Origin of the sequence: Azotobacter salinestris (genome assembly GCF_009363155.1) — a bacterium.
Lineage (GTDB): Bacteria > Pseudomonadota > Gammaproteobacteria > Pseudomonadales > Pseudomonadaceae > Azotobacter > Azotobacter salinestris.
Genome location: NZ_CP045302.1, coordinates 2,675,929 through 2,697,876 on the forward strand (window position 1 = coordinate 2,675,929; position 21,948 = coordinate 2,697,876).

At 65.2% G+C, this 21,948-nt stretch carries 20 protein-coding genes and 1 pseudogene; 13 read left to right on the plus strand and 8 right to left on the minus strand.

The genetic code is table 11. The annotated features are described in order from the left end of the window. Positions 1-18: 18 nt before the first annotated feature. The gene (locus GCU53_RS12585; protein ID WP_152387919.1) at positions 19-906 is read right to left on the minus strand and encodes a lysophospholipid acyltransferase; all 888 of its coding nucleotides are present in this window, start codon (positions 904-906) and stop codon (positions 19-21) included. Positions 907-1,151: 245 nt separating this feature from the next. Beyond that, positions 1,152-1,736 carry a DNA-3-methyladenine glycosylase I gene (locus GCU53_RS12590; RefSeq protein ID WP_152387920.1) on the minus strand — a complete coding sequence of 195 codons (585 nt, stop codon included), beginning with the start codon at positions 1,734-1,736 and terminating at the stop codon, positions 1,152-1,154. 85 nt (positions 1,737-1,821) lie between these two features. On the opposite strand from GCU53_RS12590, the gene glyQ reads away from it, so the two are divergent. The 9 genes and pseudogenes from glyQ (at position 1,822) to GCU53_RS12635 (ending at position 12,023) form a co-directional block, all read left to right on the plus strand. After that, a complete protein-coding gene (glyQ, locus tag GCU53_RS12595; RefSeq protein WP_152387921.1) occupies positions 1,822-2,769 on the plus strand; it encodes a glycine--tRNA ligase subunit alpha in 948 nt (315 codons plus the stop codon). Beyond that, positions 2,766-4,823, plus strand: a complete 2,058-nt coding sequence (glyS, locus tag GCU53_RS12600; protein ID WP_152387922.1) for a glycine--tRNA ligase subunit beta — start codon at positions 2,766-2,768, stop codon at positions 4,821-4,823. The genes glyQ and glyS overlap by 4 nt, the downstream gene beginning before the upstream one ends. Positions 4,824-4,825: 2 nt before the next feature. Beyond that, a complete protein-coding gene (gmhB, locus tag GCU53_RS12605) occupies positions 4,826-5,368 on the plus strand; it encodes a D-glycero-beta-D-manno-heptose 1,7-bisphosphate 7-phosphatase (protein ID WP_152387923.1) in 543 nt (180 codons plus the stop codon). 6 nt (positions 5,369-5,374) lie between these two features. Then, on the plus strand, positions 5,375-6,136 hold the full coding sequence (locus GCU53_RS12610; RefSeq protein ID WP_208845240.1) for a lysophospholipid acyltransferase family protein: 762 nt from the start codon (positions 5,375-5,377) through the stop codon (positions 6,134-6,136). A gap of 238 nt (positions 6,137-6,374) precedes the next feature. Next, on the plus strand, positions 6,375-7,388 hold the full coding sequence (locus tag GCU53_RS12615) for a hypothetical protein (RefSeq protein ID WP_244306747.1): 1,014 nt from the start codon (positions 6,375-6,377) through the stop codon (positions 7,386-7,388). 318 nt (positions 7,389-7,706) lie between these two features. Continuing rightward, positions 7,707-9,125, plus strand: a complete 1,419-nt coding sequence (locus GCU53_RS12620; protein ID WP_152387924.1) for an IS4 family transposase — start codon at positions 7,707-7,709, stop codon at positions 9,123-9,125. An 83-nt stretch (positions 9,126-9,208) separates the two neighbouring features. Next, entirely contained in the window at positions 9,209-9,556 is a 348-nt protein-coding gene (tnpB, locus tag GCU53_RS12625) for an IS66 family insertion sequence element accessory protein TnpB (RefSeq protein ID WP_244306749.1), read from the plus strand. 19 nt (positions 9,557-9,575) lie between these two features. Then, positions 9,576-11,151 (plus strand): annotated as a pseudogene (tnpC, locus tag GCU53_RS12630) (IS66 family transposase). A gap of 32 nt (positions 11,152-11,183) precedes the next feature. Continuing rightward, positions 11,184-12,023 (plus strand): Dyp-type peroxidase, encoded by an 840-nt coding sequence (locus GCU53_RS12635; protein WP_152389889.1) that lies wholly within the window; start codon positions 11,184-11,186, stop codon positions 12,021-12,023. Positions 12,024-12,205: 182 nt separating this feature from the next. On the opposite strand, the gene hmuQ is transcribed toward GCU53_RS12635, so the two are convergent. The 6 genes from hmuQ to GCU53_RS12665 form a co-directional block, all read right to left on the minus strand. Further along, complete coding sequence (gene hmuQ, locus GCU53_RS12640; protein WP_152387925.1) at positions 12,206-12,511, minus strand: heme-degrading protein HmuQ; 306 nt, start codon at positions 12,509-12,511, stop codon at positions 12,206-12,208. Between the two features lie 196 nt (positions 12,512-12,707). Further along, the gene (gyrB, locus tag GCU53_RS12645; protein WP_152387926.1) at positions 12,708-15,128 is read right to left on the minus strand and encodes a DNA topoisomerase (ATP-hydrolyzing) subunit B; all 2,421 of its coding nucleotides are present in this window, start codon (positions 15,126-15,128) and stop codon (positions 12,708-12,710) included. A 5-nt stretch (positions 15,129-15,133) separates the two neighbouring features. After that, complete coding sequence (recF, locus tag GCU53_RS12650) at positions 15,134-16,234, minus strand: DNA replication/repair protein RecF (protein ID WP_152387927.1); 1,101 nt, start codon at positions 16,232-16,234, stop codon at positions 15,134-15,136. Between the two features lie 18 nt (positions 16,235-16,252). Further along, the gene (gene dnaN / locus GCU53_RS12655) at positions 16,253-17,356 is read right to left on the minus strand and encodes a DNA polymerase III subunit beta (RefSeq protein ID WP_152387928.1); all 1,104 of its coding nucleotides are present in this window, start codon (positions 17,354-17,356) and stop codon (positions 16,253-16,255) included. A gap of 29 nt (positions 17,357-17,385) precedes the next feature. After that, complete coding sequence (dnaA, locus tag GCU53_RS12660) at positions 17,386-18,834, minus strand: chromosomal replication initiator protein DnaA (protein ID WP_152387929.1); 1,449 nt, start codon at positions 18,832-18,834, stop codon at positions 17,386-17,388. 346 nt (positions 18,835-19,180) lie between these two features. Next, the gene (locus tag GCU53_RS12665) at positions 19,181-19,429 is read right to left on the minus strand and encodes a hypothetical protein (protein ID WP_152387930.1); all 249 of its coding nucleotides are present in this window, start codon (positions 19,427-19,429) and stop codon (positions 19,181-19,183) included. Between GCU53_RS12665 and rpmH the strand changes: the two genes are divergently transcribed. From rpmH to yidC, 4 genes are read left to right on the plus strand one after another with little or no spacing between them, the layout of a single operon-like run. After that, on the plus strand, positions 19,428-19,562 hold the full coding sequence (gene rpmH / locus GCU53_RS12670; protein WP_003458028.1) for a 50S ribosomal protein L34: 135 nt from the start codon (positions 19,428-19,430) through the stop codon (positions 19,560-19,562). The two genes, GCU53_RS12665 and rpmH, sit on opposite strands and share 2 nt — an antisense overlap. Positions 19,563-19,579: 17 nt before the next feature. Further along, positions 19,580-19,969: a ribonuclease P protein component gene (gene rnpA / locus GCU53_RS12675; RefSeq protein ID WP_152387931.1), complete on the plus strand. Its 390-nt coding sequence runs from the start codon at positions 19,580-19,582 to the stop codon at positions 19,967-19,969. Then, positions 19,962-20,207 (plus strand): membrane protein insertion efficiency factor YidD, encoded by a 246-nt coding sequence (yidD, locus tag GCU53_RS12680; RefSeq protein ID WP_152387932.1) that lies wholly within the window; start codon positions 19,962-19,964, stop codon positions 20,205-20,207. Before rnpA ends, yidD begins: the two co-directional genes overlap by 8 nt. Positions 20,208-20,209: 2 nt before the next feature. Continuing rightward, the gene (gene yidC / locus GCU53_RS12685; RefSeq protein WP_152387933.1) at positions 20,210-21,883 is read left to right on the plus strand and encodes a membrane protein insertase YidC; all 1,674 of its coding nucleotides are present in this window, start codon (positions 20,210-20,212) and stop codon (positions 21,881-21,883) included. Positions 21,884-21,948: the final 65 nt, after the last annotated feature.

Below are 21,948 nucleotides of genomic sequence, written 5' to 3' on the forward strand. Positions count from 1 at the left end.
GGGTGCCGCACGGCGTCTTCAATACCATGCCCGCTCGCCCGGCGGGCGCCGCTTGAAGCGCTTCATGGTCCACATGTACTGGCTGGGATAGGCGCGCACGTACCTGCCGATCACCCTGCTCATCGCCGTCACGGCGGCTTCCGTGTCCTCGCTGTACATCTCCGGTGGCGCCGCCTCGAGGATCACCCGGTAGCCCGAGCCGTCGTCCAGGCGCACCGCGTGCAGGAAAACGCCGACCGCCTTGCCTCCGGCGAGCATGTTCGGCACGAATTTGCTGGTCAGCGCCCGGGTGCCGAGGAAGGGCACGAAGAGACCGCTGCCCTGGGCCGGCTCCGGATCGGCCGGAATCCCCACCGCGCCGCCCCGGCGCACTTCGTGGAGTACGCAGAGGATGCCTTCGCGGGTCGAGGGCGCGATGCGGTTTCCTAGCTGCACGCGCTGGCGCTGCAGCAGCTCGTCCACCGCCCGGAGCTTCGACGGCCGGTAGAAGATGACCGGTTTGCACTGGCTGCAATAGAAGTGGTTGAGCACTTCCCAATTGCCCAGGTGGCTGGTGATGCCGACCACGCCCTTGCCGGAGGCCAGCGCCTGCTCGAGAACCTCCAGACCCTCCACCTCGCGCACCCGGGCGAGGGACTTGCGCGCCGGCCAGATCCAGGCGCAGGCGCTTTCGGTGAGGGTCCTGCCGGTGTCCCGCAGGCTCTGCCGCACCAGACGCGCGCGCGCGCCGGCATCGAGTTCGGGAAAGCAGTGTTCGATGTTGATTCGCACCACCTCGAGCGAACGGTTCGGCACATGCGCCATCAACCAGCCGATGCCGGCACCGACGCCCTGCACGGCACGCCACGGCAGCAGAGCGAAGAGGCGCAGCGAGGCGACCACCACTGCACCCTTGAACTTTTCCACCAGTGGCCCTCCGAGTCGAAAAAGAAAGCCCTGAAATCCGCAAAGGCCGGCCCCCATCGGCTGGAGAGCCGGCCGGTCCGCCAGGAACGCCAGGACGACGCAAGCCCCCTCAGGCGCGCCCCGTTCGTCCGGCCCACCCTGGGGGAGGGGATTATAGGGACTCCCACACCGGGGATGGGGAACATGGGGAAAGTCGTTCAGCAGCCGTTCAGGCAGCAGGGAAGGGGATTGCCGCCTGCGACGCCTCAGCATCCGCCGGCAGGTGCCTGCCGGGCAGGCCGGCCGGCCAGCGCGGCATGGCGATCGCAGTCGATAGTGTGGTCCATGACCATTCCGCACGCCTGCATGAAGGCATAGCAGATGGTCGGCCCGACGAAGACGAAGCCGGCCTTCTTCAGTGCCCGGCTGAGCGCCTCGGCCGCAGGCGTCGTCGTCGGCACCTCGGCCGGTGTACGGAAGCGGTTGATCCGCGGCACGCCGCCGACGAAGGACCACAGCCAGCCGGCCGGATCCTCGAGCCGCAGCCAGGCCCTGGCGTTCTGCCGGGCCGCTTCGAGCTTGCGGCGGTTGCGGATGATGCCGGGATCCTGCAGCAGCCGTTCGATCTGGGCATCGTCCAGAACCGCCAGGCGCTTCGCATCGAAACCGAACAGCACCCGGCGGTAGTGCTCGCGCTTCTTCAGCACGGTGAACCAGGACAATCCGGCCTGGAATCCCTCCAGGAGCAGCAGTTCGAACAGGCGCTGCGGATCGTGCAGGGGCACGCCCCATTCCGCGTCGTGATAGGCCTGGTACAGCGGGTCGTCGGAGCACCAGAAGCAGCGTGGCATGGGCGTTCGCATCAGGGTGGAGGCCGCCGGGAATCGGGTATACTCGCAGCCCTTTACGTCGCAGCCTCAGGACAGGGTGATTTTTGTGAGCCAGACTACGCCTGCCGTGCGCACCTTCCAAGACCTGATTCTCGCCCTGCAAAACTACTGGGCCGAACAGGGTTGCGTGGTGCTGCAGCCCTACGATATGGAAGTGGGCGCCGGCACCTTCCACACCGCCACCTTTCTGCGCGCCATCGGCCCGGAAACCTGGAACGCCGCCTACGTACAGCCCTCGCGCCGCCCGGCCGACGGCCGCTATGGCGAGAACCCCAACCGCCTGCAGCACTACTACCAGTTCCAGGTGGTCCTGAAGCCCAACCCGGACGACATCCAGGAGCTCTACCTCGAATCCCTGCGCCGCATCGGCATCGACACCCGGGTGCACGACGTGCGCTTCGTCGAGGACAACTGGGAGTCGCCGACCCTGGGCGCCTGGGGCCTGGGCTGGGAAGTCTGGCTGAACGGCATGGAAGTCACCCAGTTCACCTACTTCCAGCAGGTCGGCGGCATCGAGTGCTATCCGGTCACCGGCGAGATCACCTACGGCCTGGAGCGTCTGGCCATGTATCTGCAGGGCGTCGACTCGGTGTACGACCTGGTCTGGACCGACGGCCCGTTCGGCAAGGTCACCTACGGCGACGTGTTCCACCAGAACGAGGTGGAGCAGTCGACCTACAATTTCGAACACGCCAACGTGGCCAAGCTGTTCGAACTGTTCGATTTCTACGAGTCCGAGGCCAACCGCCTGATCGAACTGGAGCTGCCGCTGCCAACCTACGAGATGGTCCTCAAGGCCTCGCACACCTTCAACCTGCTGGACGCCCGCCGCGCCATCTCGGTGACCGAGCGCCAGCGCTACATCCTGCGCGTGCGGACCCTGGCCCGCGCCGTGGCGCAGAGTTACCTGCAGGCGCGTGCCAAGCTCGGCTTCCCCATGGCCCCCCCCGAACTGCGTGACGAAGTCCTGGCCAAGCTGGAGGCTGCAGAATGAGTGCACAAGATTTCCTGGTCGAACTGGGCAGCGAAGAGCTGCCGCCGAAAGCCCTGAAGAACCTGGCCGCCGCCTTCCTCGCCAGCGTCGAGAAGGGTCTGGCCAACGCCGGCCTCGAGTATCGGGTCGCCCGCGTCTATGCCGCGCCGCGCCGCCTGGCGGTGCAGGTCGAGCAGCTGGCCACCCAGCAGCCGGACCGCACCGTCAACCTGGACGGCCCGCCGGTCGTCGCCGCCTTCGACGCCGAGGGCACCCCGACCCAGGCCGCCCTGGGCTTCGCCCGCAAGTGCGGCGTGGAGCTGCACGAGATCGACAGCAGCGGCGCCAAGCTGCGCTACAGCCGCCACATTCCCGGCCAGCCGGCCACTGCGCTGCTGCCGGCGATCGTCCAGGCCGCCCTCGACGAGCTGCCGATTCCCAAGCGCATGCGCTGGGGCGCGCGCAAGGAGGAATTCGTCCGGCCGAGCCAGTGGCTGGTGATGCTGCTGGGCACCCAGGTGATCGACTGCGAGATCCTCGCCCAGAAGGCCGGCCGCGAATCCATGGGCCACCGCTTCCACCACCCGGACGCGGTGCGCATCAGCCAGCCGTCCAGCTACTTGGAAGACCTGCGCAGCGCCTACGTGCTGGCCGACTTCGCCGAGCGCCGCGAGCTGATCGCCGGCCGCGTCGCCGAGCTGGCCGCGCAACAGCAGGGCAGCGCCATCGTCCCCGAGGACCTGCTCGACGAGGTGACCGCGCTGGTCGAGTGGCCGGTGCCGCTGGTCTGCTCTTTCGAGGAGCGCTTCCTCGCGGTGCCCCAGGAGGCGCTGATCTCCACCATGCAGGACAACCAGAAGTACTTCTGCCTGCTGGACTCCACCGGCAAGCTGCTGCCGCGCTTCATCACCGTGGCCAACATCGAGAGCAAGGACCCGGCGCAGATCGTCGCCGGCAACGAGAAGGTGGTGCGCCCGCGCCTGACCGACGCCGAGTTCTTCTTCAACCAGGACAAGCGGCAGCCGCTGGAGAGCTTCAACCAGCGCCTGGCCAACGTGGTCTTCCAGGCCCAGCTCGGCAGCGTGCTGGACAAGGCCGAGCGCGTCTCCCGGCTGGCCGGCTTCATTGCCGAGCGCATCGGCGCCAATCCGGAGCACGCCATCCGCGCCGGCATCCTGTCGAAGGCCGACCTGGCCAGCGAGATGGTCGGCGAATTCCCCGAACTGCAGGGCATCGCCGGCTACCACTACGCCCTCAACGACAGCGAGCCGGAGGATGTCGCCCGCGCCCTCGACGAGCAGTACATGCCGCGCGGCGCCGGCGCCGAGCTGCCGTCGACCCTGACCGGCGCCGCCGTGGCGATGGCCGACAAGCTCGACACCCTGGTCGGCATCTTCGGCATCGGCATGCCGCCGACCGGCAGCAAGGACCCCTATGCCCTGCGCCGGGCTGCCCTGGGTATCCTGCGCATCCTCATCGAGAAACAGCTGGACCTGAATCTCGAGGAGGCCAGCCACTTCGCGGTCGCCCAGTACGGCAGCAAGGTCAAGGCCGCCGGCCTTGCCGAGCAGGTCAGCGAGTTCGTCTTCGACCGCCTGCGCGCGCGCTACGAGGACGAAGGCATCGACGTTTCCAGCTATCTGGCGGTACGCACCCTGCAGCCGGCCTCGGCCTACGACCTGGACCTGCGCGTACAGGCGGTGCAGGCCTTCCGCCGCCTGCCGGAAGCCGAAGCACTGGCCGCGGTGAACAAGCGCGTTTCCAATCTGCTCGGCAAGTACGAGGGCAAGCTGCCGACCGCCATCGAGGCCCGCTACTTCGACAACGCCAGCGAGTTCTCCCTGTACTCGGCACTGCAGCAGGCTCAGCACGCGGTCCGGCCGCTGGCCGCCGAACGCCGCTATCGCGAGGCGCTGGAGCGTCTGGCCAGCCTGCGCGGTCCGGTGGACGCCTACTTCGAGGCAGTGCTGGTCAACGCCGAGGACCCGGCGATCCGCGCCAACCGCCATGCCATGCTGGCGCAGCTGCGCGGCCTGTTCCTCTGCGTCGCCGACATCTCGGTACTGGGACAATAAGGATGAAGCTGATCGTGCTCGATCGCGACGGGGTCATCAACGAGGACTCCGACGCCTTCGTCAAATCCGCGGAGGAATGGATTCCCATCCCCGGCTCTATCGAGGCGATCGCCCGCCTGAGCAAGGCCGGCTGGAAGGTGGCGGTCGCCACCAACCAGTCGGGCCTGGCCCGCGGCCTGTTCGACATGACGGCCCTCACCGACATGCACCTGAAGATGCAGCAGCTGGTGATGGAGCAGGGCGGGCAGATCGATCTGATCGTGCACTGTCCGCATGGCCCGCAGGACGGCTGCACCTGCCGCAAGCCGCTGCCCGGCATGTTCCGCAGCATCGCCGAACATTTCCGGCTTCCCGACCTCAAGGGCGTACCGGTGGTCGGCGACAGCCACCGCGACCTGCACGCCGGCCTGGTGCTCGGCGGCAGCCCCTACCTGGTGAAGACCGGCAAGGGCCAGCGCACCCTGCAAAACATCCTGCCGCCCGGCACCCAGGTGTTCGATGACCTGGCGGCCGTCGTCGATCATCTTCTCAAGGCCGCAGGCTGAGCCCTCATGCAATCCCTTCGCATTCCGATCTTCTATCTGCTGCTGTCCCTGAGCACCGTCATCTGGTGCCTGATCAGTCTGGTGGTCGCGGTCTTCCTGCCGTTCCGTGCCCGCTACCGCTTCGTCGTGCAGACCTGGTGCCGCTGCGCCGTCTGGCTGGCCTGGCACATCGTCGGCATCCGCTATGAACTGCACGGCGTGGAGAACATCCCTCAGCGGCCCTGCGTGATTCTCGCCAAGCACCAGAGCACCTGGGAAACCTTCTTCCTCTCGGCGTACTTCGAGCCGCTCAGCCAGGTGCTCAAGCGCGAGCTGCTGCGCATCCCCTTCTTCGGCTGGGCAATCGCCCTGCTCAAGCCGATCGCCATCGACCGCAGCAATCCCAAGGCGGCACTCAAGCAACTGGCCGAGCAGGGCCGCAAGCGGCTGGGGCAGGGTGCCTGGGTACTGATCTTCCCCGAGGGCACCCGCGTGCCGATCGGCCAGATCGGCAGGTTCTCCCGTGGCGGCGCCGCCCTCGCGGCGAATGCCGGACTGCCGGTGCTACCGGTTGCCCATGACGCCGGTCGCTACTGGCCCAAGGATGGCTGGGGCAAGACGCCCGGCACCATCCGGGTGGTCTTCGGTCCGCCGATGCAGGCCGAGGGCGAAGGTCCGCGCGCCATTGCCGAACTCAACGACCGCGCCTTCGCCTGGGTCGAGCAGACCCAGCGACAGCTCGGCACCCTGGCCGACAACCCAGTGGTCGATGGAGCAGCCAAGGTTTAACATCCGGGCATGAGCTCCCAGACAAAGCCGGCCTCCATGCCGGCTTTCCTGTGGATCCGTCCGGCGCCGCCGGGCCATGTTCCACGTGGAACCCACGCACGGCATGCCGCCCGATAGATCTTCTCGCCAGACCAGACGTAGCCGGAACCCTTCCCATGGATTACACCGCCCAATGCCGTCGCCACAGCCTCCTCAACCACCGAGCCGGCAGGAGCTCCGCGAGCGGGATGCCCTCGTCATGACGGCCGAAACCGTCCCGCTGCAGGAGGCGATGATCGAAGGCACGCTGTTCTTCCTGCCCCTGCCGCAGCTGCTGGAACTGCTCAACCTGCCCGTGCAGAACCCGGACAAATTGCCGGAAGCACTCGGCGATCATGGCTACTGGTCTTGCCATGCCCAGTGGCAGCAGTTGCTCGATGGCGGCCTGCTCACCCATTCGGTAGCCCGCGCGTACTGGCGGCAGCGCCTGGAGGAGGAGCGCGCGCTGGCTTGCCAGATCCTGACGCAGCAGGACTCCGGCCTCGGACGGCTCCATTGTCTGGTGCACAGCCCCCTGGCCGGCGAGCTCGGCTGCCCGCCGGCCGGCGAGCGCCTGCGACGCCAGCTGCAGGATACCGACGAGACCGACGCCTTGTTGGAGAGCGAGCTGCTGCTCGAGACGCGACTCGCCGACGTGTTCGCCCTGGCGTTGCGCCTGGCCGCCTGGCGGGTGGTCGACCTCAGCCTGCAGCACTGGGAGTTGCTGACGGAAGGCGGCGAGCAGGACGAGGTGCTGCTCGAGCGCTTTCTGCCGGCCTTCGATGACATGAGCGGGCACTGGAACAACCCCGTGGAGGACTACCTCGCCCATCTCGCCACTCTAGCCGGCTGTGCGGAGCAGGAGGGCGAGTTCAGCGGCCTGGCCAGACTCTGGGCAGGGGAGGGCATGGATGTCCGGACCAGAGAGTACCTGCTCGGCGCCTGGTGCCAGGGTCACCGCCGGGCGGATGCGCGGGCTGTTACCGGGCTGATGGACGCCGTCCTGCGCCGGCTGCTCGGCGCCGGCGAGGCGCCAGACGACCTCGCCCTCAATCGTCAGCTGCTCTGCGAATCCTTCCGCTTCGTGGAAAGCTGCGCCTACCTGCAGCGGACCCTGAGCCGGCTGGGCATGGCGGACGGGGCGATCGGCGAAATCTTTGCCGTCTACCGCAGCGAATACCGCCGGGCACGGGCCGCACTGGGCAGGCCGCTGGCAGAAGACGGCGGGCGCTGAAGCCCGCCGCTCCGCCCCACGGGGGAAGGGCGACCCCTTCCTGAGAACGCCCTCCTGCAAGCCCGGCTCGCTTCGAGACCGGCAGGAATTCCGGCACAATGGCCTTTCGGAATAATCCCTTTCCAGAAAGGAGCATTCATGACCTATTCCCAGCCGGGCATCCTGGCCGGCGTACCGTCGCAGGCACGCCATCTGTTCTTCGAAAGCGCTCCATGAACCTTTCAATTACCCATATCTGCGAGCGGTCCATATGAGCTTGTGACAAGAGGTCGCCCCATGATTCATTGGAGGCACCGAAACGCATAGCCGAGGTGTCCCATGGACCGCTCTGTTTTGGCTGACGCCTCCTGGGTTGAACAGGAACTCGCCGGCTCGACGTTCCGGGACGAACGCCTTGGCCGGCGGCTGCGCAAGCTGCTGCTGCAAATGGCGAATGCCGTGGGAGAACCCATCCCGCTGGCCTGCCAGGACTGGGCGAATACCAAGGCGGCCTACCGCTTCCTTTCCAACACGGCAGTAGACGAGGCGCGGATTCTGGCCGGGCACTTCCAGTCGACGCGTATTCGCGCTGCTGCCGTCGACGGTCCCCTGCTGGTCCTTCAGGATACGACCGAGTTTTCGTACAAGCGGGCGCACCCCGAGCAGATCGGCACGCTTACCACCATCCCCGGCCGGAAAACCGATGGCCGCAGGCCCATGCATACGCTCTGTGGCCTGCTGATGCATTCCAGCCTGGTCGTCACGCCGGAGGGGCTCCCCCTGGGACTGGCCGCAATCCGCTTCTGGACACGCTCGAAGTTCAGGGGAGTGACGGCTCTCAAGCGCCGGATCAATCCGACCCGCGTGCCGATCGAGCACAAGGAGAGCGTCCGCTGGCTGGAAAACCTGCGCGATGCCACCGCGCTGCTCGGCGATCCGGCACGGCTGGTCCATGTCGGGGACCGGGAAAACGATATCTATGAGTTCTTCTGTGCGGCACGCTCTGCCGGTACCCATTTCCTTGTCAGGACCTGTGTCGACCGCCTGGCCGGCAGCGGCAAACAGACGATTGCCGACCAGATGAGCGAGGTTGCCGTCCAGGGACTTCATGACGTCCTGGTCGAAGAGGGCAGGAAAACCACCCGAGCCATCGTCGAGCTTCGTTATCGTCGTATCCACGTGCTACCGCCGATCGGCAAGCAGAGACATTATTCAGCCATCGACCTGACCGTGATCCAGGCGCGGGAGCGTGGGGAGCCGAGCGGCAGGCCGGCCATCGACTGGCAGCTCATCACCGACTTGCCGGTCACCTCGCCGCAGGAGGCGATCGAGAAGCTTGACTGGTATGCCCTGCGCTGGAAGATCGAGTCGTTCCACAAGATCCTGAAATCCGGCTGCCGTGCGGAGGAGGCCAGGCTCAGGACGGCCGAGCGTCTGGTCAATCTCATAGCCTTGTTCTGCATCATTGCCTGGCGTCTGTTCTGGATGACCATGCTCAACCGCACCGAGCCCGAGGCCTCTCCCCGCATTGCCTTGACCCGGGACGAAATTGGCCTGCTTGACCGGATGATCGACGCCACCGGCCAACCTCCTCCATCGAGGGCACTTTCCGACTACCTGATTCACATTGCGAGGCTTGGCGGCTATCTCGCCCGTGCCTCGGATCCGCCACCCGGCAATGTCGTTCTCTGGAGAGGCTGGTGCCGTCTCATGGACATCAAGCTGGGAGCACTACTCGTCGCTTCCCGCTATGGGTAATTGAAAGTCCATGAACCCCATCTTCAACCGAGGTAAAGGCCCGCCGATGCTGTGCTCCCGATTTCTTTCTGGAGCCAGCCACCATGATGCGACCCGACGCCAAGGTCGAAAAGATCTACCTCTATCCCAAGCCTGTCGATTTCCGAAAATCCATCGACGGCCTCGCCGCCCTGGTCGAGCTGGACATCCAGGTGGCGGTGTTCGATCCGGTGCTGTTCGTGTTTCTCAACCGGGCGCGCAATCGGGTGAAGATCCTGTACGGCTTCTGTCTCTGGCTCAAGCGCCTGGAGGCCGAGCGCTTCAAGGTGCCGCCAGAGCCCGGCGACGAGGCCATCGTCCTCAGCGCCGAGGAGTTGAACTGGCTGCTGGATGGCTTCGACCTCTGGCGCAACCGCCCGCACCGGGTGTTGAGGCCGCGCTATGTGGCCTGAGCCGGTATAATCCGGCTCCATGACTTTTGTGCCCGACACCTTTCCCGACGATCCGCTTTTGCTCAAGCAGTTATTGCTGTCGGCGAACGAGCAGATGTCGGCAAAGGATGCTCGCATAGAACAGCTTCAGGAACAGGTCGCCCTGCTGCGTCAACGCCTGTTCGGCCCGAAATCCGAGCGCAGTATCGATCCGGACTCACCGCAACTGGCGATGTTCAACGAAGCCGAGCAGTTGGCCGAAGAGCCGGCGCCTGCCGTTGAAGCCGAAGCACGAGAGATCGCCGAGGCCGAAGAAGGCGTCGCCCCGATCAAGCGCCGTGGCAAACGCAAACCGCTGCCGGCCGAACTGCCACGGATCGAGGTCGTCCACGAACTGCCCGAGCACGGAACTGAGCTGCGCCTGCGGCTGCCGCAAGCAGGCCATCGGCGAGGAAGTCAGCGAGCAGCTCGACATCGTGCCGATGCAGGTCCGGGTGATCCGGCACATCCGCAAGGTCTACGCCTGCCGGGGCTGCGAAAGCGCACCGGCCACCGCCGACAAGCCGGCGCAACCGATCGAGAAAAGCCTGGCCAGTCCCGGCGTGCTGGCGATGCTGCTGACCACCAAGTACGTCGACGGCCTGCCGCTGCACCGCTTCGAGAGGGTGCTCGCCCGCCACGGCGTCGAGATCCCCCGGCAGACCCTGGCGCGCTGGGCGATCCAGTGCGCCGGGCAGCTGCAACCCTTGCTCAACCTGATGCGCGACCGGCTGCTGGAAAGCCCGGTGATCCACTGCGACGAGACGCGGGTGCAGGTGCTCAAGGAGCCGGACCGGGATCCCTCCAGCCAGTCCTGGATGTGGGTGCAGACCGGCGGCCCGCCGGAGCAGCCGGTCGTCCTCTTCGACTACAGCCCCAGCCGGGCACAGGAGGTGCCCTTGCGCCTGCTCGCCGGCTACCGCGGCTACCTGATGACCGGGTCGCGCCAGACCGACGACTACGCCGGCTACAACGCCCTGGCCGCGCAACCGGGCATCGAGCGCCAGGGCTGCTGGGCCCATGCCCGGCGCAAGTTCGTCGAGGCGCAGCAGGTGCAGCCCAAAGGCAAGACCGGGCGCGCCGACCAGGCATTGGCCTGGATCAACCGGCTCTACGCTATCGAGCGCGACCTCCGACAGGCCGGCGATGCCGAGCGCCTGGAGGCGCGCCGGCAACACAGCCTGCCGGTCCTCGCCCAGCTCAAGGCCTGGCTGGACAAGACCCAGCCGCAGGTCACGGCGCAGAATGCGCTGGGCAAGGCGGTGAACTACCTGGCCAGCAACTGGAGCCGGCTCATCCGCTATACCGAGGCGGGCTACCTGCCGATCGACAACAACCGTGCCGAACGGGCCATTCGCCCGTTCGTCATCGGGCGCAAGAACTGGCTGTTCAGCGACACGCCCAAAGGCGCGACGGCCAGCGCGCAGCTCTACAGCCTGGTGGAAACCGCCAGGGTCAACGGGCAGGAGCCCTACGCCTGGCTGCGCCACGTCCTCGAACGCCTGCCGGCAGCGCAAGGCGTCGAAGACTACGAGGCGCTGCTGCCGTGGAACTGCACGCCGACGGCGCCACTGTAAACGACCGGCTCGGCCGTCAACAGGTGGGGTTTATGGATCGCTTTCTGTTCTTCTCCCTCGAATCGGCGCAAGACCTGCCCACTGCCCTCGACCGGCTCGCCAGCCTGGCCGATGGCGAGACGATCGTCGTCGGCCTCGGCGAGTCGCTGCTGCAGGCGCAGGGCCGTCGACTCGCCAGCCTGCGTGTGTTCCCAGCACTGAGCGGCACCGCCGTGGATATCCCCTCGACCCAGCACGCCCTGTGGTGCTGGCTGCGAGGCGAGGATCGCGGCGAGCTGCTGCAGCTCAGTCGCGCGCTCGCCGCCGCCCTGGCCCCGGCCCTGCGCCTGGTGCAGAGCACCGACGCCTTCCGCTACCGGGAAGGCCGCGATCTGACCGGCTACGAGGACGGCACCGAGAATCCCCAAGGAGAAGCGGCCATTGCCGCCGCACTCGTCGGCGAAGGCTCCGAGGGCGAACGGGGTGGCAGCTTCGCCGCCGTGCAGCACTGGGTACACGACCTCGACCGCTTCGGCGCCCTGTCGCCGGACGAACAGGACCATATCGTCGGCCGGCGCAAGCGCGACAACGAGGAGCTGGAGGACGCGCCGGCCTCCGCCCACGTCAAGCGCACCGCCCAGGAAAGCTTCAGCCCGGAGGCCTTCGTCCTGCGCCGCTCGATGCCCTGGAACGACGGCCAGCAGGCCGGCCTGCTGTTCCTCGCCTTTGGCCACAGCCTGGATGCCTTCGAAGCCCAGCTGCGCCGCATGGCCGGCCTGGAGGACGGCATCGTCGATGCCCTGTTCCGCTTCAGCAAGCCGGTCAGCGGAGGCTATTACTGGTGCCCGCCGGTGCGCGCGGGCAGGGTGGATCTGCAGAAGGTACAGGGATAAGGCCGCGATATGCTGCCTCCGGAAAAACATCGGAGCAGGGGAAGCATGTGCGGACCGGCGGGCGCGCTGGACAGCCTCGTACTTATCCAGGGCGCCCCGGAAATGCCGCTCGAGGCAGGCGAATTCGACGGAAAGCCCGGGCAAGACGCTGCCCGGGAAAGGCAAGGCAGGTACGGCGACCGCTACAGCACGGCTTCGAACAACTCCAGCTGCGGCGGCCCCAGGTAAAGTTCACGCGGGCTGCTACCGGCGTTGGCATGCGCCTTGCGGAAGGCTTCGGAACGCGTCCAGTCCTCGAAGGCCTGCGCGGATTCCCATTCGGTATAGGAACTGAACAGGGTGGATTCCTCACCCTGCGGTCCCTGCAGAAGGTGGAAACGGACAAAGCCGGGCACCTCGTGAAGATAGCTTTCGCGCTCGCGCCAGTGGGCGATGAAGGCTTCCTCGTGTCCTCGGGCAATCTTGAAACGGTTCATGGCAAGGAACATGTCTTGGACTCCGCGTGGTCGACAAACGGCCATTCTAGACAAGAACCTCGGCTTTCACAGAATCGAGCCTCCCCTTATCAGGTAAGGGCCGCCCCGGGTGGATAACCCAGCGCTCGACGAAAAACCCCCTGGCAGATGTGCATCCGCCAGGGGGCCTCTTGTGTCTGTGGATATTTTTCTTATCCACACCTGCTACTCACACGTCCAGATTCGCCACCGCCAGGGCGTTGTTCTCGATGAATTCGCGGCGCGGTTCGACGGCATCGCCCATCAGGGTGTTGAAGATCAGGTCGGTGGCGATGGCGTCCTCGATGGTGACCTTGAGCATGCGCCGCACGCTCGGGTCCATGGTGGTTTCCCACAGCTGCTCGGGGTTCATCTCGCCGAGGCCCTTGTAGCGCTGGATGCTGTGGCGCTTGGTGCTTTCCGCCATCAGCCAGGCGAGGGCTTCCTTGAAGCTGGATACCGGTTTCCTGCGCTCGCCGCGCTGCACGTAGGCGCCGTCTTCCAGCAGGCTGTTCAGCTGTTCGCCGAGGGCGGTGACGGTGCGGTAGTCGTTGCTGGCGAAGAAGTCGCGGTTGAAGGTGACATAGCTGGACAGCCCGTGGGCGACCATCTCCACCTCCGGCAGCCAGAGGTGGCGCTCGCGATCCTCGCGCAGGCTGGCCCGGTAGGCCAGCCCGGATTTCTCGCTGGCCTTCAGGCGGGTCTGGAACCGCTCCAGCCAGGCCTGCATGGCCGCCTGGTCACCCAGCAGTTCGAGACCGACGCGCGGCAGGTAGACGAAGTGCTCGGTGATCTCCTGGGGATAAAGCCGCGACAGGCGGGCAAGGGTCTTCATCACCGTGCGGTAGTCGTTGACCAGTCTTTCCAAAGCCGGCCCGCCCAGCCCCGGAGCGCTCTCGTTGACGTGCAGGCTGGCGTCCTCGAGGGCCGACTGGGTCATGTATTCCTCCATGGCCTCGTCGTCCTTGATGTACTGCTCCTGCTTGCCCTTCTTCACCTTGTACAGCGGCGGCTGGGCGATGTAGACGTAGCCGCGCTCGATCAGCTCGGGCATCTGGCGGAAGAAGAAGGTCAGCAGAAGGGTGCGGATGTGCGAGCCGTCGACGTCGGCATCGGTCATGATGATGATGTTGTGATAGCGCAGCTTGTCGATGTTGTACTCCTCGCGGCCAATTCCGCAGCCCAGCGCGGTGATCAGGGTGCCGACCTCGGCGGAGGAGAGCATCTTGTCGAAGCGCGCCTTCTCGACGTTGAGGATCTTGCCCTTGAGCGGCAGGATCGCCTGGGTCCGCCGGTTGCGGCCCTGCTTGGCCGAGCCGCCGGCGGAGTCGCCCTCGACGATGTAGAGCTCGGAAAGGGCCGGATCCTTCTCCTGGCAGTCGGCCAGCTTGCCAGGCAGGCCGGCGATGTCCAGCGCGCCCTTGCGGCGGGTCATTTCGCGGGCCTTGCGGGCGGCCTCGCGGGCACGGGCGGCATCGATCATCTTGCCGACCACCGCCCTGGCCTCGTTGGGATTCTCCAGCAGGAAGTCGCCGAAGTACTTGCCCATCTCCTGCTCGACAGCGGTCTTCACCTCGCTGGAGACCAGCTTGTCCTTGGTCTGCGAGCTGAACTTGGGATCCGGCACCTTGACCGAGATGATCGCGGTCAGGCCCTCGCGGGCGTCGTCGCCGGTGGTTGCCACCTTGTGCTTCTTGGCCAGACCTTCCTGTTCGATATAGGCGTTCAGGTTGCGCGTCAGCGCCGAGCGGAATCCGGCCAGATGGGTGCCGCCGTCACGCTGGGGAATGTTGTTGGTGAAGCAGAGGATGTTCTCGTTGAACCCATCGTTCCATTGCAGGGCGACCTCCACGCCGACGCCGTCCTCCTCGCGCTGCACGCTGAAGTGGAACACCTGGCTGACCGCGTTCTTGTTGGTGTTCAGGTAGTCGACAAAAGCCTTCAGGCCGCCTTCGTACTTGAACAGCTCCTCCTTGCCGCTGCGCTCGTCCTTGAGGACGATACCGACGCCGGAATTGAGGAAGGACAGTTCGCGCAGGCGTTTGGCGAGGATGTCCCAACTGAAGTGGATGTTGTGGAAGGTTTCCGCGGAGGGCTTGAAGTGGATCTGCGTGCCGGTGCCCTCGGTATCGCCGACCGCGGCCAGCGGTGCCTGCGGCACGCCGTGCACGTAGGTCTGCTCCCACACCTTGCCGTCGCGGCGAATGGTCAACACCAATTCCTCGGAGAGCGCATTGACTACCGAAACGCCCACGCCGTGCAGGCCGCCGGACACCTTGTAACTGTTGTCGTCGAATTTGCCGCCGGCATGCAGCACGGTCATGATGACCTCGGCGGCGGAGACGCCTTCTTCCTTGTGCAGATCGACCGGAATGCCCCGGCCGTTGTCGCGCACGGTGATGGACTCGTCGGTGTGAATGGTGATGCTGATATCGTTGCAGTAGCCGGCCAGCGCCTCGTCAATCGAGTTGTCGACCACCTCGAACACCATGTGGTGCAGACCGGTACCGTCATCGGTATCACCGATGTACATGCCGGGGCGTTTGCGTACGGCATCCAGGCCCTTCAGGACTTTGATGCTGGACGAGTCGTACGTCTGGTTTTCGCTCATTACCTTCACTCCCGATCGTGGGTCTGGGTGATACGGCCCTGTTCCACGTGGAACAGGGCAACTGGCGTATCCGTGCGCCAGCCTTCACGCAATGCTTCTAGGTCTACGCAGGTGATGAATACCTGGCAATGCAGTTCTTCGAGCAGACGGCAGAGGGCACGACGGTGCTGCTCGTCCAGTTCGGAGGGCAGGTCGTCGACCAGATAGATGCACTGGCCGCGCCTGGTGCGCTCGACGAGATGCCCCTGGGCGATCTTCAGCGCACAGACCACCAGCTTCTGCTGACCACGCGACAGCAGGTCCGCGGCGTTGTGCGCCGCCAGGCGAAGGCGCAGGTCGGCCCGCTGGGGACCTGCGTGGGTATGTCCCAGCAACTGATCGCGCGGGAGGGACGCAGCAAGAACCTCGCCGAGCGAGCGCTCCCGATCCCAGCCGCGGTAGTAGCTCAGGGTCAGACCGTCCAGCTCCACCAACTCGCCCAGGACGCTCTCGAAGACCGGCTTCAGCGCCTGAATGTAGCTGCGTCGATAACTGTCGATTTCCTCGCTCGCCAGGCACAGTTCCCGGTCCCAGGCGGCCTGCGAAACAGGGTCGATTCTACCATGGCGTAGCCAGGAGTTCCGCTGGCGCAGGGCCGTCTGCAGGCGTTGCCAGGCCGGAAGGAAGCGGTGTTCCACGTGGAACACGCCCCAATCGAGGAACTGCCGGCGCACCTTGGGCGCCCCCTCGAGCAGGCGGAAACTGTCCGGATTGATCAGCTGCATCGGCAGGGATTCGGCAAGCTGCGCAGCGCTGCGCACGTTCTGCCCGTCGATGCGGATCTGCAGTTCGCCCAGCCGGTTGCGGGACACGCCAAGATTGCGCACCCGACCGTCGCTCCACTGCACCTGGCCGAATACCGTGCAGGCCGGCTGCTCGTGCTGGATCACCGGCGACAGGCGCTGGCTGCGGAAGGAGCGCGCCAGGCCGAGCAGGTGGATCGCCTCCAGCAGGCTGGTCTTGCCGCTGCCGTTGGGACCGTAGAGGATGTTGATGCGGGGCGAGGGAGTGAGGGTCACCGGGTGCAGGTTGCGCACCGCGGTGACGGTCACGCGGCCGAGGGACATCGAGGCAAGACGGCAGGCTTACAGGCGCATCGGCATGACGACATAGGCAGAGTCGTCATTGTCCGCTTCCTGCAGCAGGGCACTGCTGTTGGAGTCGGACAGGGTCAGGCGCACCTGCTCGGCACTCATCACCCCCAACACGTCGAGCAGATAGCTGACGTTGAAACCGATCTCCAGGGCTTCGCCGCTGTAGTCCACCGCCACTTCCTCTTCGGCTTCCTCCTGCTCCGGGTTGTTCGCCTGGATCTTCAGCAGGCCGCTGGCCAGTTGCAGGCGGATGCCGCGGTACTTCTCGTTAGAGAGGATGGCCGTACGGCTGAAGGCCTCGCGCAGCAGTTGGCGATCGCCAAGCACCTTCTTGTCGCCACCGCGCGGCAACACCCGCTCATAGTCGGGGAACTTGCCGTCGACCAGCTTGGAGGTGAAAGTGAACTCGCCGGTGGTGGCACGGATGTGATGCTGGCCGAGAACGATGCTGACTTCGCCGTCCTGGTCGGTGAGCAGGCGCGCCAGCTCCAGAATGCCCTTGCGCGGCACGATGACCTGGTGACGGTCGGCATGCTCGATACCGGCCTGCATGGCACACAGCGCCAGACGGTGACCGTCGGTGGCGACCGCGCGCAGCACGCCCGCGTTCATCTCCAGCAGCATGCCGTTCAGATAGTAACGTACGTCCTGCTGGGCCATGGCGAAGCTGGTGCGCTCGATCAGCCGGCGCAGCTTGCTCTGTACCAGGGAAAAGGTCAGCGAGCCCTGGCCTTCCTCGGCGGTGGGAAAATCGCTGGCCGGCAGAGTGGACAGGGTGAAACGGCTGCGGCCGGCCTTGATCAGCAGCTTCTGCTCGTCCAGACGAATGTCGATCAGCGTGTCGTTCGGCAGGCTCTTGCAGATGTCCATCAGCTTGCGCGCCGGCACGGTGATCTCGCCGGACTCGGCGCTTTCTTCCAGCGGCACGCGGCCGACCAGCTCGACCTCCAGGTCGGTGCCGGTGAGCGACAGCTGCTGTTTCTCGACGACCAGCAGCACGTTGGAGAGCACCGGCAGGGTCTGCCGGCGTTCGACGACGCCGGCGACCAGTTGCAGTGGTTTCAGCAGGGCTTCGCGTTGAATGGTGAAATGCATGGTCCAGTCCCCAGTCGGTTGCGTCTGGCTCAGGTGGTCAGGGTGCGCAGCAGGTTCTTGTAGTCCTCGCGAATGTCCGCATCGGTTTCGCGCAGCTCGGCGATCTTGCGGCAAGCATGGAGGACGGTGGTGTGATCGCGGCCGCCAAAGGAATCGCCGATCTCCGGCAGGCTGTGGTTGGTCAGCTCCTTGGACAGCGCCATGGCGACCTGCCGCGGGCGGGCCACCGAACGCGAGCGACGCTTGGAAAGCAGATCGGCGATCTTGATCTTGTAGTACTCGGCGACGGTGCGCTGGATGTTGTCGACGCTGACCAGCTTGTCCTGCAGCGCCAGCAGATCCTTCAGCGATTCGCGGATCAGTTCGATGGTGATCGGGTGGTTGGTGAAGTGCGAGTGGGCGATGACCCTCTTGAGCGCGCCTTCCAGTTCGCGCACGTTGGAGCGGATACGCTGTGCAATGAAGAAGGCGGCGTCGTGGGGCAGCTCGACCTTGGTCTGCTCGGCCTTCTTCATCAGGATCGCTACTCGGGTTTCCAGCTCCGGTGGCTCCACGGCCACGGTCAGGCCCCAGCCGAAACGCGACTTCAGCCGCTCCTCGAGCCCCTCGATCTCCTTTGGATAGCGGTCGCTGGTGAGAATTACCTGCTGCCCGCCTTCGAGCAGGGCGTTGAAGGTATGGAAGAACTCCTCCTGGGAGCGCTCCTTCTTGGCGAAGAACTGGATATCGTCGATCAGCAGCGCGTCCACGGAACGGTAGAAGCGCTTGAACTCGTTGATCGCGTTGAGCTGCAGGGCCTTCACCATGTCGGCGACGAAGCGTTCCGAATGCAGGTAGACCACCTTGGCATTGGGGTTCTTCTTCAGCAGGTGGTTGCCCACGGCATGCATCAGATGGGTCTTGCCGAGACCGACGCCTCCATAGAGGAACAGCGGGTTGTAACCGTGCTTGGGATTGTCCGCCACCTGCCAGGCGGCGGCACGCGCCAACTGGTTGGACTTGCCCTCGACGAAATTTTCGAAGGTGAAGGCCCGGTTCAGATAGCTGGTGTGCTTGAGGGCTCCCTCGACCTGCACCGAACGCTCGGTACGCACCGCGGCCGGGTTCGCCGCCGGCTGTGGCTGTACATCCACAGGACGAGCAGTCGATACCTCGTCGATCGCCGCCGGTGCTGGCGCCTGCACCACCGGCGGCGGCGGAGAGGCCGGCTGCGCCGCGCGGGGAGCCGGGCTGCGCTTGCTGCCGATCAGCAGGGAAACGGAGGGCGTGACGTCCTCGCTTCGCTCGCCGAGCAGTTCGAGCAACCGGCCGAGGTACTTCTCGTTGACCCAGTCGAGCACGAAACGATTGGGCGCATAGACGCGCAGCTCGTCGCCATCGGCTTCCACCTGCAGAGGACGAATCCAGGTATTGAATTGCTGGGCGGGCAGTTCGTCGCGCAGCAGCTCGACGCACTGCTGCCAAAGTTCCACGGACACGTATCTCCCCCCGCCGCCCGAACGGCTGGCAAAAAAACAGTCTGCCATTGTATCCGCCCGGCACAAGGTTATCCACATGGATTGTGCAACCACCGTTCGCGACCAGGCCAAAGCGATCGCAAAAAGTCCCTGACGCCCCTCCAGAGACCTGTTGATAACTACTCATGAACGCCGTGCACAAGCTGACGGAAAAATCAGTGGATAAAATCCCTGTGCATAAAGCCTGCATCCATGCCCAGCTTATCCGTAGGCTCCACACAGACAGGCCACTCGCAATCGACAGGTTTGTCCTTCCCGGAAAGGCATGCCCTGCCGGACCCTGGATAAGTTTTCCACAGACTGGCAGTCAGCCAGTCACTACATAAACAATCAGCTCTTCAAAGAATTTTCCACCTTGATCTATTTGTGGAAGACTTTTCCACAGAGGCTCGGATATTCGTCTGTAGACGGAACGGCTCCTCGCAACCGATACCTGAGCGCTCGACCGTATCGCTGGTTGGAAATTGACCTGTCCTGCGGCTTTCTCTAGAATCGCCGGTCTCTTTAAAACGGGGGCCACTTCCGGCCCGTTAGTGACCACCAGGTAGAGCATCATGAAACGCACTTTCCAACCCAGCACCCTCAAGCGCGCTCGCACCCACGGTTTCCGCGCTCGCATGGCTACCAAGAACGGCCGTCAAGTCCTGTCGCGTCGCCGCGCCAAGGGCCGCAAGCGCCTGACCGTCTGACTCAGCCGGAACGGACGGTGAGTCGAGACTTCGGTCGGGAAAAGCGCCTGCTGATTCCCCGCCAGTTCAAGGCCGTCTTCGACTCCCCGACCGCCAAGGTTCCGGGCAAGCACGTCCTGCTCCTCGCGCGTCCCAACGATCTGGACCATCCCCGCCTCGGGCTGGTGATCGGCAAGAAGAGCGTCAAGCTCTCCGTCGGGCGCAACCGCCTGAAACGTCTGATACGCGAATCCTTCCGCCTGAATCAGGATAGCCTGGCCGGCTGGGATGTCGTGGTGGTCGCACGCAAGGGCCTCGGCGAGCTGGAAAACGCCGAAGTGACGCAACAATTCGGCAAGCTCTGGAAACGACTCGCCCGCAGCCGGCCGCAGACCGCTGCCGAGGCGGCTGGAAACTCCCATGCGTAAACTGGCCCTCGCCGCGATCCAGTTCTACCGCTATGCGATCAGTCCGCTGATGGCCAACCATTGTCGTTTCCATCCCAGCTGCTCCTGCTATGCGCACGAGGCCATCTCCACTCATGGCCTGCTGCGCGGCGGCTGGTTGAGCCTGCGTCGTCTAGGGCGCTGCCACCCCTGGAATCCGGGTGGCTACGACCCCGTTCCCCCGATCAAAACCTCCCGACCCTCTTCGATGGCCGAGTAACCATGGATATCAAACGCTCGATCCTGCTCGTCGCCCTGGCAGTCGTGTCCTATCTGCTGGTTTTGCAGTGGAACCAGGATTACGGCCAGGCGGCACTACCGCCCCAGAACGCCGTGGCCCAAAGCGCCCCGTCGGCCCAGCCGGAAGCCGTGCCCGCCGCTCCCTCGGCCAGTGCGGACGTTCCCACCGCCGGCAGCGAGAACCGGGTGCCGGACACCGTGGCGAGCACCGTCGGTGCCGATCTGATCCAGGTCCGCACCGATGTATTGGAAGTGGCCATCGATCCGCGCGGTGGCGACGTCGTGCAGCTCAAGCTGCCCAAGTTTCCACGCCGCCAGGATCATCCGGAGATACCCTTCCAGCTGTTCGACAACGGCAGCGAGCGCCTGTATCTGGCACAGAGTGGCTTGACCGGTGCCAACGGCCCGGATGCCCGCACCAGCGGTCGCCCGCTGTACGTCAGCGAGCAACGCAGCTACCAGTTGGCCGATGGGCAAGACAGCCTGGTGGTCGAGCTAAAATTCAGCGAAGGCGGCGTCGACTACGTCAAGCGCTTCACCTTCAAGCGCGGGGCGTACGATCTGGAAGTCCGCCACCTGATCGCCAACAACAGCGACCAGTCCTGGAGCGGCAACCTGTTCGCCCAGCTCAAGCGCGATGCCAGCGCCGACCCGTCCTCGACCACCGCGACCGGTACCGCCACCTATCTGGGCGCCGCCCTGTGGACCGCCGACGAGCCGTACAAGAAGGTGTCCATGGGCGACATGGACGACAAGAGCCTGCGCGAGACCGTGCAGGGCGGCTGGATCGCCTGGTTGCAGCACTACTTCGTGACCGCCTGGGTTCCCAACAAGGACGACACCAACCTGGTCACCACCCGCAAGGACAGCCAGGGCAACTACATCATCGGCTTCACCGGACCGACCCTGAACATCCCGGCCGGCGCCAGCGGCGAAACCGTCAGCCGCCTGTATGCCGGTCCGAAGGACCAGGACCAGCTGGAGGCCGTCTCGCCCGGCCTGGAGCTGACCGTCGACTACGGCTTCCTGTGGTTCATCGCCCAGCCGATCTTCTGGCTGCTGGAGCTGATCCATGCGCTGCTGGGCAACTGGGGCTGGTCGATCATCGTGCTGACCATCATCATCAAGCTGGCCTTCTTCCCGCTCTCGGCGGCCAGCTACCGTTCGATGGGCCGCATGCGCGCGGTCGCCCCCAAGCTGCAGGCGCTTAAGGAGCAGTACGGCGAGGATCGCCAGAAGCTGTCTCAGGCGATGATGGAGCTGTACAAGAAGGAGAAGATCAACCCGCTCGGCGGCTGCCTGCCGATTCTGGTGCAGATGCCGGTGTTCCTCGCCCTCTACTGGGTGCTGCTGGAAAGCGTGGAGATGCGCCAGGCGCCCTGGCTGGGTTGGATCACCGACCTGTCGATCAAGGACCCGTACTTCATCCTGCCGATCATCATGGGCGCGACCATGTTCTTCCAGCAGACGCTCAACCCGACGCCGCCGGATCCCATGCAGGCCAGGGTGATGAAGCTGATGCCGATCATCTTCACCTTCTTCTTCCTCTGGTTCCCGGCCGGCCTGGTGCTGTACTGGGTGGTCAACAACGTCCTCTCCATCGGTCAGCAGTGGTACATTACCCGGCAGATCGAGAAGGCCGCCCAGCCGGCCTGATCCTTGCCGCTGCCAGCCCGACCTCGACGCCCCCGCAGTGGGGCGTCTTGCTATCCGGAGTCCGC